We start from the raw sequence: 12,694 nt of genomic DNA, 5'->3' as shown, positions 1-12,694 counted from the left end.
GTAGTGAAACGATGCATCGCCGATGGTAGTGTGGGGTTTCCCCATGTGAGAGTAGGTCATCGTCAAGATTAAATTCCGAAACCCCATTTGCGAAAGCAGATGGGGTTTTGTTTTGGGCGGTCGAAAAGGGCGAACGTCCTTGCCCAAGACTGAAAAATCTATTGACCCGTAAAAGTGGCGAGAGAATCCGGGACGATTCACGCCGTGCGCCAGCTCAGCCCGTTGTCAGCGCACTGACATATCGATAGTATTGAGATTAATTCACAATTGCACATGCATCGAATTATCAGGGATTTTTCCAATGAATGGCGCGTCGGCGTGCGAGTCGGTATTACACCGCGATGTCACAGCTCTATATGTCGATCACCACTCGTGGCTTCAGACCTGGCTGTATCGCCGTATCCGCTGTCGCAGTGATGCCGCCGACCTGGCGCAAGACACGTTTCTGCGCCTGTTGCGCACCTCAAACTCACCACCGGCGCAGGACCTGCGTCAGCCGCGTGCGTATCTGGCGACTTTAGCCAGGCGGCTCATGCTCAATCTGCACCGACGGCGTTCTATCGAAGAGGCCTGGTTGCGGACGCTGGCAGACTATCCGGAGCAAAACTCGCTGTCAGTCGAAGAGCAATGGCTGATTCGTGAGGCGCTGGAGGCCGTTGACACACTGCTGCATGGCCTGCCGTCGAACGTCCGTCGTGCGTTCTTGTTGTCGCAACTCGAAGGCCATACCTACGCTGAAATTGCGCAGATGCTGAATGTCACGGTGCGTACCGTGCAGCGTTATCTGACCAAGGCGATGGAGCAGTGCATGGTGCTGGCAATGACAGACGCGATATGAACGCGGAGCCTCTGGGTCAGCGCGCGGTTCGCGAAGCTGCACGCTGGTATATCCGCCTGCATGAGGCCGCGCCCGATGCAGCGCAACGCAAGCTGTTCGAGCAGTGGCGCAGTCAGCATCCCGATCATGAGCGTGCCTGGCAGCTTGCCCAGCGGGTCAGCGAGCAGTGGAAGGGGATTCCAGACGGTGTCGGGTTACTCACGCTTGATCGCGCAGACCGACTGAGCCGCCGCGCCGGGCTCAAGGCGCTGATGCTGCTGATGACCGCGGGGCCTGCCGCGTTGCTGGTCTGGCGTCATGGCACCTGGACGGCGGACGAGCGAACCCGCGTCGGCGAGCAGCGACAGATCGACCTTGCCGACGGCACCCGCCTGAATCTGAATACCGACAGCGCCGTTGATATCACCTTCGATGCCCACCAGCGACTGATCCGTTTGCGGTCGGGTGAAGTGCTGGTGACTACCGGGCGAGATCAGCTCAACCGGCCTCTGTGGGTACAGACCGAGCAGGGTAACGTGTATCCCGTCGGAACACGTTTCAGCGTCCACCTCAAGGGCAACGAAAGCCTGGTCAGTGTGTATGGCGGCGCGGTCGACATTTGTCCCAACGGCTGCGCCGATGCCACCCGTGTGAGCGCCGGCAACCAGGCGCATTTCGACAGCCTGCGCGTGATGACCGCGCAACCGCTCTCGCCCGGAAGCGATGAGTGGAGCCGGGGTGTACTGCGCGTGGAGCGCATGTCGCTATCAACATTCGCCAAGGAACTGAATCGTTACCGGCCCGGTTGGGTGCGGTGTGATCCCGACATTGCCGAGCTGCTCATCAGCGGCGTCTTTCAATTGCGTGATACGGATCTGGTTCTTAGCGCCGTGGCTCAGGCCCTGCCGGTCAGTGCGGTGTACCGCACGCGCTACTGGGTCACGTTGCAGCCCCGACCTGTCTGAAAAAAAACCTATCGTGTGTCCTGTTTTTCGTCGCTGGCGTGTCCTTTCAGCAAATAGGTCTCATCGATACGGAGCGCTAATGGGTTTTTCAGCTGGTTATTCTTCTCTTGCCTGCGCTGTGCCGCGCGCCACTCTGGCGCTGAGTGTGCTCATGAGTCCGGCGCTGATGGCGGCGCCCTCTCAGCATTTCTCTATCCCGGCGGGCTCGCTAGGGCAGGTACTCTCAAGCTTCGCGGCCACAGCGGGGATCAACCTGGCCATTGATCCTGCGCTGGTGCGAGGGCGGCAGAGCCAGGGCCTGGAAGGCGACGTTGCGCTTGCGACAGGCTTCGCTCAGTTGTTGTCGGGCAGCGGCCTGCGCGCGGCATCCCGGGGCAATGGCGTATATGTGCTGGAGCCTTTGCCGCGGGGCGATGAGTCGATTGAAATCGGTCCAGTACAGATCGACGCGACCAGCCAGGCCCAGGAAAACGGTACGGGGCCGGTAGCAGGCTACGTGGCCCTGCGTTCCACGGTCGGCACCAAGACCGATACGCCGATCAATGAAGTTCCACAGAGCATTTCGGTGATCACTCGCGACGAAATGGATCAGCGTGGCGTGCAGGACTTCAACTCGGCCGTGGCATACACACCGGGCATCCGGGTGCTGGACTACGCCGGCGGCCAAGGTGCGCCGGACATCTTCATGCGTGGTTTTCGCGCGTTTAACCTGTTCGGTATTTATCAGGACGGCCTGCGCTCTGGCTTTAACCAGTACGACACCAACTTTGAGACCTTCGGCCTTGAGCGCCTCGACGTGATCAAGGGGCCGGCCTCGGTGCTGTTCGGGCAAATGGCGCCGGGCGGCGTGGTCAACATGACCAGCAAGCGCCCGCAAGAGACGCCGATCCGTCATGTAGAAATGCAAGGGGGCAGCTTTGAGCGTCGCCAGTTCGGGCTGGATGTCGGCGACCAACTGGACAGCGCCGGCACACTGTTCGGGCGTATCGTGATGCTGCAGCGCGACAGTGGCACCCAGGTCGATCACTCACCCGACGATCGCACCTACATCGCACCGTCGCTGACCTGGAAACCCGACGACGTCAACACCCTCACATTGCTCACCAGCTACAACAAGAGCAAGACCGGCGGTTCGGAACAGAGCTTTCCGGCAATCGGCACGGTACTCAAGAGCCCCAACGGTCACATCGACTCGGATATCAACCTGGGTTGGAAGGGCAGCTATTACCACGTGGAAACCACCTCGATCGGCTCGATCTACGAGCATCTGTTCGACCATGGCTGGAAGTTCCAGCAAAACCTGCGCTACATGCATTCCACGGTCGGGTACCTTGCCAGTGGGCCGGATGAGGTGCTCAACGCGGACGGGCGCACGCAAGATGTAGGGCTGCAGTACCGCCCGAAAAGCAGCGACACGTTCATGGTCGACAACAATGTCCAGGGCAGTTTTAACACCGGGCCTCTCCAGCACACGTTGATTACCGGTATCGACTATTCGCATTACAACGCCAAGGAAACCCGCCGCAACGGCGATCCGGACCCCGACTTCGAAATGCTCGACTTGTACCACCCCGTGTATGGCGGCGGGGCTATCTGGTATGACCCGCTGCAGCGCGACACCAGCAGCAAGATGCAGCAGGTCGGGTTGTATGTGCAGGACCAGATCAAGCTGGATCGCTGGGCGCTGACCCTGGGTGGCCGCGAAGACTGGGCACAGGACCATGAAAAGGGCTTGTACTTCGGCACCGAAAACATCGACACCCAGCAGCGCGACCATAAATTTACCGGGCGTATCGGGCTGGCCTACTTGTTGGAGAATGGCATCACGCCCTATGCCAGTTACAGCACCTCGTTCCAGCCCAACCCGGATACCGATATTTCCGGCGCGCCGTTCAAACCTACTGAAGGCAAGCAATACGAAGTCGGGATCAAATACCAGCCGCCCGGCTACAACAGCTCCGTCACGGTATCCGCGTTCGACCTTACCCAGAAGAATGTCACCACCACAGATCCGCTCAATTCGGGCTTTTCGGTTCAGAGTGGTGAAGTGCGTTCCCGAGGCATTGAAGTCGAAGGCAAGGCCAGCCTTGCAAGCAATCTGAATATGCTCGCGTCCTATGCTTACACGGACGCCCAGATCACTGAGGACAGCCAGTACAAAGGCAACACGCCGCGGGCCATTCCTCGCAATACGGCGGGCATCTGGCTTGACTACACCGTTGATGCGGGGGTATTCGACGGTGTCGGTGCAGGGATTGGTCAGCGGTATATGGGCTCTTCGCAGAATATCCAGAACACCGTGAAAACCCCACATTACACACTGACCGATGCCACGCTGCGCTACGACCTGGGCAAGGTCGGGCTCAAAGGCAGCAAAATCTCGATCACGGGCACCAACCTGTTCGACAAGCATTATTTCGAACCCGGCTTCTACGAGAATTCGGTGCTGTACGGAAGCCGCCGCAACGTGATCGCGACGTTGAGTCAGGACTGGTAAAGCAAGGATTGGAAAGCAGCGTGCGCTCGCCACAGGCTGATGGCTAGCCTGTGGAGGGTGATCTCTCAGGACACAAGCAGGGATACAGCGCATAAGGGGAGACAGAGGTAGATCGCAAGGCACAAAAAAACCGGCTCAAGTGGCCGGTTTTTCTGTGTTCAAGACGCATTGAGCAACGTCTCGAGATATGTACTTGGTGCCCCGAGGGAGACTCGAACTCCCACTCCTTTCGAAAACGGATTTTGAATCCGCCGCGTCTACCAATTCCGCCATCAGGGCTCAATGGCGGCGAAGTATAGAGATGAGATTACCGTTGGTCAATCACGTTTCATGGTCAATTTTAACTATTTCCGCTAGACTTCCCGGCCCTGCTAGACGAACCCCATCATGCGCGTTGCTGACTTTACTTTTGAGCTCCCTGATTCGCTGATCGCTCGCCACCCTTTGGCCGAGCGTCGCGCCAGTCGACTGCTGACCCTGGACGGGGTGAGCGGTGCCCTCGCACACCGTCAATTCACTGATTTGCTTGAGCATTTGCGCCCAGGCGACTTGATGGTATTCAACAATACCCGGGTGATTCCGGCGCGGCTTTTTGGCCAGAAGGCGTCCGGCGGCAAGCTGGAAATTCTGGTGGAGCGGGTGCTGGACAGCCACCGTGTGCTGGCCCATGTGCGCTCCAGCAAGTCGCCGAAACCGGGGTCGAGCATCCTCATCGACGGCGGTGGCGAAGCCGAGATGGTCGCGCGTCATGACGCGTTGTTCGAACTCAAGTTTGCCGAGGAAGTGCTGCCGCTGTTGGAGCGCGTCGGCCACATGCCGTTGCCTCCCTATATAGACCGCCCCGACGAAGACTCGGACCGCGAGCGCTATCAGACCGTGTACTCCCAGCGTCTCGGAGCTGTAGCCGCGCCAACTGCCGGCCTGCATTTCGACCAGCCGCTTTTGGATGCAATCGCCGCCAAGGGCGTCGAGAGCGCCTATGTGACCCTGCACGTGGGGGCCGGCACGTTTCAGCCGGTGCGTGTGGATAACATCGAAGACCACCATATGCACAGCGAATGGCTGGAAGTCAGCCAGGAAGTCGTGGATGCCGTGGCAGCGTGCAAGGCGCGCGGCGGTCGTGTAGTGGCTGTGGGCACCACCAGCGTGCGGTCCCTCGAAAGCGCGGCGCGTGATGGTGTGCTCAAGCCGTTCAGTGGCGACACCGATATCTTCATTTTCCCGGGCCGACCGTTCCATGTGGTCGATTGCCTGGTGACCAACTTCCATCTGCCGGAATCCACGCTGTTGATGCTGGTGTCGGCATTTGCCGGTTACCCGGAAACCATGGCCGCTTACCAAGCCGCCATCGATAACGGGTACCGTTTTTTCAGCTACGGTGATGCGATGTTTATCACCCGTAATCCGGCGCCGACTGCACCTGAGACAGTTGCCCCAGAGGAACAACCATGAGTCGTATGTCGTTTGAATTGCTGGCCACCGACGGCAAGGCTCGCCGTGGTCGCCTGACCTTCCCGCGCGGTACCGTCGAGACCCCGGCCTTCATGCCGGTCGGCACCTACGGCACCGTAAAAGGCATGCTGCCGCGCGATATCGTCGCCACCGGCGCAGAGATCATTCTCGGCAACACCTTCCACCTGTGGCTGCGCCCGGGCACGGAAGTGATCAAGAAGCACGGCGACCTGCATGACTTCATGAAGTGGCAAGGTCCGATCCTCACCGACTCCGGTGGTTTCCAGGTGTTCAGTCTGGGCGCCATGCGCAAGATCAAGGAGGAGGGCGTGACCTTCGCCTCGCCGGTGGACGGCTCCAAAGTGTTCATGGGCCCGGAAGAGTCGATGCAGGTTCAGCGCGACCTGGGCTCCGACATCGTGATGATTTTCGACGAGTGCACGCCATACCCGGCTGACGAAGACGTGGCGCGCATTTCCATGGAGCTGTCGCTGCGTTGGGCCCAGCGCTCGAAGAATGCCCACGGCGACAACACGGCTGCATTGTTCGGTATCGTCCAGGGCGGCATGCATGAAAGCCTGCGCAAGCGCTCGCTGGAAGGCCTCGACAAAATCGGCTTCGACGGCCTGGCCATCGGTGGTTTGTCGGTAGGAGAGCCCAAGCATGAAATGATCAAGGTGCTGGATTACCTGCCGGGCCTGATGCCGGCTGACAAACCTCGTTACCTTATGGGCGTTGGCAAACCAGAAGATCTCGTAGAGGGTGTGCGCCGCGGTGTGGACATGTTCGATTGCGTGATGCCAACCCGTAATGCCCGCAATGGGCATCTGTTCATTGATACAGGCGTGCTGAAGATCCGTAACGCGTTCCATCGCCATGATGATTCGCCGCTGGATCCCACCTGTGATTGCTACACCTGCCAGAACTTCTCCCGTGCTTATCTGCACCATCTGGACAAATGCGGGGAAATGCTGGGTAGCATGTTGAATACCATCCACAATTTGCGTCACTACCAAGTCCTGATGGCTGGTTTGCGCGAGGCTATTCAACAGGGTACATTGGCCGCCTTCGTCGATGCCTTCTATGCCAAGCGCGGGCTTCCTGTGCCGCCCTTGGACTGAGTTTTCCGACCCTAAGATTCACTATTTGCAACTGGAGTGCTAAATGAGCTTTTTTATCTCTAACGCCATGGCTGACGCCGCTGCGCCTGCTGCTGCCGGCCCTATGGGCGGTGGTTTCGAGTGGATTTTCCTGGTCGGCTTCCTGGTCATCTTCTACCTGATGATCTGGCGTCCACAGGCCAAGCGCGCCAAAGAGCAGAAAAACCTGCTGGGCAGCCTGCAGAAAGGCGACGAAGTTGTGACCACTGGTGGTATCGCCGGCAAGATCACCAAGGTTTCCGACGCTTTCGTGGTTCTGGAAGTTTCCGACACCGTAGAAATGAAGTTCCAGAAGGGCGCCATCGCCGCCACGTTGCCAAAAGGCACGCTCAAAGCGATCTAAGTAACAACCTTTACCAATCGACGGGGCGCGCAAGGCGCCCCGCGTTATAAGCGGGCGGCGTGATGCTGAACAAATACCCTCTGTGGAAATACGTACTGATCCTGGCGGTGCTGGCGATCGGTTTTATTTATTCCGCTCCCAATCTTTATCCTGATGACCCTGCGATCCAGATCACGGGCGCCAGCACTTCGCTGCAGGTCAATCAGGCTGATCTGGAACGCGCGAGCAAAGCGCTCACCGACGCGGGTATCCAGGTTAAAGCGGCAACGTTGGCGGCTGGTGCGAAGGGCGGCTTGTTGCGCCTGGCCAAGCAAGAAGACCAATTGCCGGCCAAAGATGTCGTACGCAAGGCCCTGGGTGACGACTACGTTGTCGCGCTCAACCTGGCACAGACCACGCCACAATGGCTGCGCAGCATTGGCGCGCACCCGATGAAGCTGGGTCTGGACTTGTCCGGTGGTGTGCACTTCCTGCTGGAAGTCGACATGGACAAAGCCCTCGACGCGCGCCTGAAAGTCTACGAAGGCGACGTGAAGAGCTTGCTGCGTAAAGAAAAGCTGCGCTATCGCAGCCTGCCGCAGCTCAACGGCGCCATCCAGCTGGGCTTCTCTGACGAAGCTTCCCGCGAACAGGCCCGTGCACTGATCCGCAAGAACTTCAATGATTTCGACATCGTACCGGCCGACCTGAACGGTCAGGCTGTACTGCGTCTGGCGATGAGCCCGGCGAAGATCGCGGAAATCCGCGAATACTCCATCAAGCAGAACTTGACCACGGTGCGTAACCGCGTCAACGAGCTGGGTGTGGCCGAGCCGATCGTGCAGCGCCAGGGTGCCAACCGCATTGTGGTTGAGCTGCCGGGCGTACAGGACACTGCGGAAGCCAAGCGTATCCTGGGTAAAACCGCCAACCTGGAATTCCGCCTTGCCGCTGAACCAGGTGCTTCGCGCGCCACTTCCGAAGAGTTCGAGTTCCGCGAAGGCAACCGCCCACCGGCACAGATCGAGCGTAGCTTGATCATCACCGGTGACCAGGTAACCGACGCCAAGGCCGGTTTCGGCGAGCACGGTACGCCTGAAGTGAACATCCGTCTGGATGGCCACGGCGGCGAGCTGATGAGCCGCGCTACGCGCAGCAACGTCGGTCGCAGCATGGCGGTGATCTTCATCGAGCAACGCCCGGTTACTACCTACACCAAGCAAATGGTCAACGGCGTCGAGAAAGACGTGCCGGTGCAGACCTTCAAGGAAGAGAAGAAGATCATCAGCCTGGCGACCATCCAGTCGCCGCTGGGTGCTCAATTCCGCATCACCGGCCTGAATGGCCAGGGCGAATCGTCCGAGCTGGCCCTGCTGCTGCGTGCCGGTGGCCTGGCAGCGCCGATGTACTTCGCTGAAGAGCGCACCATTGGCCCGAGCCTGGGTGCCGACAACATCACCAAGGGTGTCGATGCGTCCCTGTGGGGCATGTTGTTCGTGTCCCTGTTTATCATCGCCATCTACCGCTTCTTCGGTGTCATTGCCACCGTCGCACTGGCGGGCAACATGATCATGCTGCTGGCGCTGATGTCGTTGCTGGGCGCTACGCTGACCCTGCCGGGTATCGCCGGTATCGTACTCACCATGGGTATGGCGGTGGATGCCAACGTGCTGATCTTCTCGCGTATTCGTGAAGAGATCGCCAACGGCATGACTGTGCAGCGTGCAATCAACGAAGGCTTCGGCCGGGCATTTACCGCGATTCTCGACTCCAACCTGACTACCTTGCTGGTCGGTGGGATTCTCTTCGCCATGGGTACCGGCCCGGTCAAAGGGTTTGCGGTCACCATGTCCCTCGGTATCTTTACCTCGATGTTCACGGCCATCATGGTGACCCGCGCAATGGTCAACCTGATCTATGGCGGGCGTGACTTCAAGAAGTTGTGGATTTAAGGGGCTGCCATGTTACGTACAATCAACTTCATGGGCGTTCGCAACGTTGCGTTCGGCGTCACTGTGCTCCTTACCGTTCTGGCGTTGTTCAGCTGGTTCCATAAGGGTCTGAACTACGGTCTGGACTTCACCGGCGGTACGCTCATCGAGCTGACCTACGAGAAGCCCGCCGACGTTACCCTGGTGCGCAACGAGCTGGTCAAGGCCGGCTATCACGAAGCCATCGTGCAGAGCTTTGGTGCGACCACCGACCTGCTGGTGCGTATGCCTGGCGAAGACCCTCAACTGGGTCACCAGGTGGCCGAGGCCTTGCAGAAGGTCGGCGGCGACAACCCGGCAGCGGTCAAGCGTGTCGAGTTCGTGGGCCCGCAGGTGGGTGAGGAACTGCGCGACCAGGGCGGCCTCGGCATGCTGATGGCGCTGGTCGGCATCATGATCTACCTGGCCTTCCGCTTTCAGTGGAAGTTCGGTGTCGGCGCCATCGTGTCGCTGATCCACGACGTGATCGTGACCGTGGGTATCCTTGCGTACTTCCAGATCACCTTCGACCTGACGGTGCTGGCGGCGGTGCTGGCGATCATTGGTTACTCCCTCAACGACACCATCGTGGTATTCGACCGGGTTCGCGAGAACTTCCGTGTACTGCGCAAGGCGACGTTGATCGAGAACATCAACATCTCCACCACCCAGACCCTGCTGCGGACCATGGCGACATCGATCTCCACCTTGCTGGCGATTGCTGCGCTGATGATCTTCGGTGGTGACAACCTGTGGGGCTTCTCCCTGGCACTGTTCATCGGCGTTCTGGCGGGTACCTACTCGTCGATCTATATCGCCAACGTGGTGCTGATCTGGCTGAACCTCAACAGCGAAGACCTGATCCCTCCAGCCGCTACCGGCAAGGAGGTCGACGACCGCCCTTGATGGGCGTTTGTTGATCCGCTGTTACAAAGAAGGCACGAGTATTGAACTCGTGCCTTTTTTTTTGCTCCAAGGCTGGGTATAGCGCGGATCTTTCGGTCCGTTTGTGATGGTCAGGAGGTTCACGTGAACAAGTCGTTGCTGGTTGGTGCGGTATTGGGTGCTGTCGGTGTGACTGCCGGGGGTGCTGTTGCCACCTACAGCTTGGTGAAAAGCGGCCCTGAGTATGCGCAAGTGCTGGCGGTGCAGCCGGTAAAAACCCAGATCAAAACCCCTCGCGAGGTCTGCAAGGACGTCGCAGTGACCCGGCAGAAGCCGGTGCAGGATCAACATCAGATCGTCGGCACCGTGGTCGGTGCGCTGGCCGGTGGCCTGTTGGGCAACCAGGTTGGTGGCGGGAATGGTAAAAAACTGGCCACCGTGGCCGGTGCGGTCGGTGGCGGTTACGCGGGTAACAAGGTTCAGGAAGGTATGCAGAACCGCGATACCTACACCACTACCCAAACTCGCTGTAACACCGTCAACGACATCAGCGACAAGGTTGTCGGCTACGACGTGCGTTACACCCTGGATGGCAAGGAAGGTTCGGTGCGTATGGATCGTGACCCAGGCGGCCAGATCCCGGTGGATAAAGAAGGGCGTCTCGTCCTGGGTCAGAACCAGCAGTAATTCCAGGGCCTAAAGCAATTCAAAATGTGGGAGGGGGCTTGCCCCCGATAGCGGTGCATCAGTTAATGAATCTTTAGCTGAGCCACTGCAATCGGGGGCAAGCCCCCTCCCGCACTTGTTTTGCGGTGTTGCTAGTGTTTAAGTTCGCACCAAATCCCAGGCATAAAAAAAGCACCCCGAAGGGTGCTTTTTTTGTGCTCGCTCGCTTAGCGTTTCAGCGAGGCCGGCAGGTGCGGCTGGATCGCCGTCAGTACTGCCTTGAAGCATTTGGTGTTGCCGGCAACCACGTGGCCTTTCTCAAGGAAGTCGTGACCACCGGTGAAGTCGCTCACCAGACCGCCGGCTTCCTGGATCAGCAGGGCGCCTGCAGCCATGTCCCACTCGGACAGGCCCGATTCCCAGAACGCATCGAAACGACCGGCAGCCACGTAGGCCAGGTCCAGGCTGGCAGCGCCGGCGCGACGGATGCCAGCAGTCTGGCCAACCAGGGCGCGGAACATGCCCAGGTAGTTTTCCAGGTTGTCCATCTGGTCGTCACGGAACGGGAAGCCGGTACCCAGCAGGGCGCCGTCCAGGCTGGTGCGACCGCTGACACGCAGGCGGCGACCGTTCAGCTGGGCGCCACGGCCACGGCTGGCGGTGAATTCTTCCTGGCGAACCGGGTCAAGTACGACGGCGTGTTCCAGGCGACCACGGTATTTGCACGCGATGCTCACTGCAAAGTGCGGGATGCCGCGCAGGAAGTTGGTGGTGCCATCCAGTGGGTCGATGATCCACAGGTAGTCTTCGCCTTCGCCGCTGCCTTTGTGCAGTCCGGTTTCTTCACCGAGGATGCCGTGGGTAGGGTAGGCCTTGCGCAGAGCGTCGATGATTTTCTGTTCGGCGGCGCGATCCACCTCGGATACATAATCCTTGGCGTCTTTTTCGTCGACCTTGATGGTATCCAGGCGCTCGATGGAGCGGAAGATCAATTCACTGGCGCTGCGGGCGGCGCGCAGCGCGATATTCAGCATGGGCTGCATGGATGTGTCACCTAAGGTTGTTAAAGAAAGCCGAGCATTCTAGCAGAAACTTTCTTCAGGTGAAGGACGACGTTAGCTTTCATGGCATAACCTTAGGCTGTTCTGTAAGATTTGCTCCCCTTTCCCGTGTCCGAGAGCGCCTCCCTTGCTGCAAAACATTCGTGTCGTCTTGGTCAATACCAGTCATCCCGGCAATATCGGTGGGGTGGCGCGAGCCATGAAAAACATGGGGCTGACGCGCCTGGTGCTGGTCGAACCGCGGGTGTTCCCGCACCACGAGGCTGATGCCCGCGCATCCGGCGCCAATGACATCCTTGAAAAAGCCCAGGTCGTCGCCACCCTGGAAGATGCCTTGGTCGGCTGCAACCTGGTGCTTGGCACCAGCGCCCGCGACCGGCGTATCCCCTGGCCACTGCTGGATCCGCGCGAGTGCGGCACCAAAGTGGTGGAAGAGGCGGCCGGCGGCGCTGAAATCGCCCTGGTGTTCGGTCGTGAAGATTCCGGCCTCACCAATGAAGAGCTGCAACGATGTCATTACCACGTGCACATTCCATCAGACCCCGAGTTCAGCTCGCTGAACCTTGGGGCAGCGGTGCAGGTGTTGAGTTACGAAGTGCGCATGGCCTGGCTGGCCTCCGAAGGTCAGCCGAGCAAGGTCGAGAAGGATGAAGTCGCATCGACCAAGAGTGGTGAGCTGGCCACTATGGACGAGCTGGAGCGATTCTATGAACACCTGGAGCAAACCCTGGTGGCCATCGAATTCCTTGATCCTGAAAAACCACGGCACTTGATGGCGCGCCTGCGCCGCCTATACGGGCGCAGCTCGGTCAGTCGGGCAGAAATGAATATATTGCGTGGCATCCTCACGGAAACCCAGAAAGCGGCCCGTGGCGAGCTTCTTAAGCGGAAGGATTAAA

The 12,694-nt window shown here is 59.2% G+C and carries 11 protein-coding genes and 1 tRNA gene; 10 read left to right on the top strand and 2 right to left on the bottom strand.

What is annotated here, in order from left to right:
• The first annotated feature begins 301 nt into the window (after nt 1–301).
• From AC0IYH_RS14020 to AC0IYH_RS14010, 3 genes are all read left to right on the top strand, one after another.
• Nucleotides 302–838: a sigma-70 family RNA polymerase sigma factor gene (locus AC0IYH_RS14020; protein ID WP_471834806.1), complete on the top strand. Its 537-nt coding sequence runs from the start codon at nt 302–304 to the stop codon at nt 836–838.
• Nucleotides 835–1,782: a FecR domain-containing protein gene (locus AC0IYH_RS14015; RefSeq protein WP_471834804.1), complete on the top strand. Its 948-nt coding sequence runs from the start codon at nt 835–837 to the stop codon at nt 1,780–1,782. The genes AC0IYH_RS14020 and AC0IYH_RS14015 overlap by 4 nt, the downstream gene beginning before the upstream one ends.
• A gap of 166 nt (nt 1,783–1,948) precedes the next feature.
• A complete protein-coding gene (locus AC0IYH_RS14010; protein ID WP_471834803.1) occupies nt 1,949–4,279 on the top strand; it encodes a TonB-dependent siderophore receptor in 2,331 nt (776 codons plus the stop codon).
• Nucleotides 4,280–4,473: 194 nt separating this feature from the next.
• Here AC0IYH_RS14010 and AC0IYH_RS14005 read toward each other — a convergent pair.
• Nucleotides 4,474–4,558: transfer RNA gene (locus AC0IYH_RS14005), tRNA-Leu, on the bottom strand.
• 108 nt (nt 4,559–4,666) lie between these two features.
• Between AC0IYH_RS14005 and queA the strand changes: the two genes are divergently transcribed.
• The 6 genes from queA to AC0IYH_RS13975 all read left to right on the top strand — a co-directional run bounded on the left by queA (nt 4,667) and on the right by AC0IYH_RS13975 (nt 10,755).
• The gene (gene queA, locus AC0IYH_RS14000; protein WP_116628768.1) at nt 4,667–5,731 is read left to right on the top strand and encodes a tRNA preQ1(34) S-adenosylmethionine ribosyltransferase-isomerase QueA; all 1,065 of its coding nucleotides are present in this window, start codon (nt 4,667–4,669) and stop codon (nt 5,729–5,731) included.
• A 5-nt stretch (nt 5,732–5,736) separates the two neighbouring features.
• Nucleotides 5,737–6,852, top strand: a complete 1,116-nt coding sequence (gene tgt, locus AC0IYH_RS13995; RefSeq protein ID WP_003175976.1) for a tRNA guanosine(34) transglycosylase Tgt — start codon at nt 5,737–5,739, stop codon at nt 6,850–6,852.
• Between the two features lie 43 nt (nt 6,853–6,895).
• Nucleotides 6,896–7,234, top strand: coding sequence for a preprotein translocase subunit YajC (yajC, locus tag AC0IYH_RS13990; protein WP_003175975.1), 339 nt, complete (start codon nt 6,896–6,898; stop codon nt 7,232–7,234).
• A 62-nt stretch (nt 7,235–7,296) separates the two neighbouring features.
• The gene (gene secD, locus AC0IYH_RS13985; RefSeq protein WP_471834801.1) at nt 7,297–9,165 is read left to right on the top strand and encodes a protein translocase subunit SecD; all 1,869 of its coding nucleotides are present in this window, start codon (nt 7,297–7,299) and stop codon (nt 9,163–9,165) included.
• Nucleotides 9,166–9,174: 9 nt separating this feature from the next.
• A complete protein-coding gene (gene secF, locus AC0IYH_RS13980; RefSeq protein ID WP_122772604.1) occupies nt 9,175–10,089 on the top strand; it encodes a protein translocase subunit SecF in 915 nt (304 codons plus the stop codon).
• A gap of 123 nt (nt 10,090–10,212) precedes the next feature.
• Complete coding sequence (locus AC0IYH_RS13975; RefSeq protein ID WP_015885750.1) at nt 10,213–10,755, top strand: glycine zipper 2TM domain-containing protein; 543 nt, start codon at nt 10,213–10,215, stop codon at nt 10,753–10,755.
• 206 nt (nt 10,756–10,961) lie between these two features.
• Here the strand turns inward: AC0IYH_RS13975 and suhB are convergent, their stop codons facing one another.
• The gene (gene suhB, locus AC0IYH_RS13970; protein ID WP_003175971.1) at nt 10,962–11,777 is read right to left on the bottom strand and encodes a type III secretion system regulator SuhB; all 816 of its coding nucleotides are present in this window, start codon (nt 11,775–11,777) and stop codon (nt 10,962–10,964) included.
• Between the two features lie 145 nt (nt 11,778–11,922).
• Between suhB and trmJ the strand changes: the two genes are divergently transcribed.
• On the top strand, nt 11,923–12,693 hold the full coding sequence (trmJ, locus tag AC0IYH_RS13965) for a tRNA (cytosine(32)/uridine(32)-2'-O)-methyltransferase TrmJ (RefSeq protein ID WP_471834800.1): 771 nt from the start codon (nt 11,923–11,925) through the stop codon (nt 12,691–12,693).
• Nucleotide 12,694: the final 1 nt, after the last annotated feature.

Source organism: Pseudomonas sp. AC463 (genome assembly GCF_979253585.1).
This window is presented reverse-complemented; position numbering and strand designations above follow the sequence as displayed.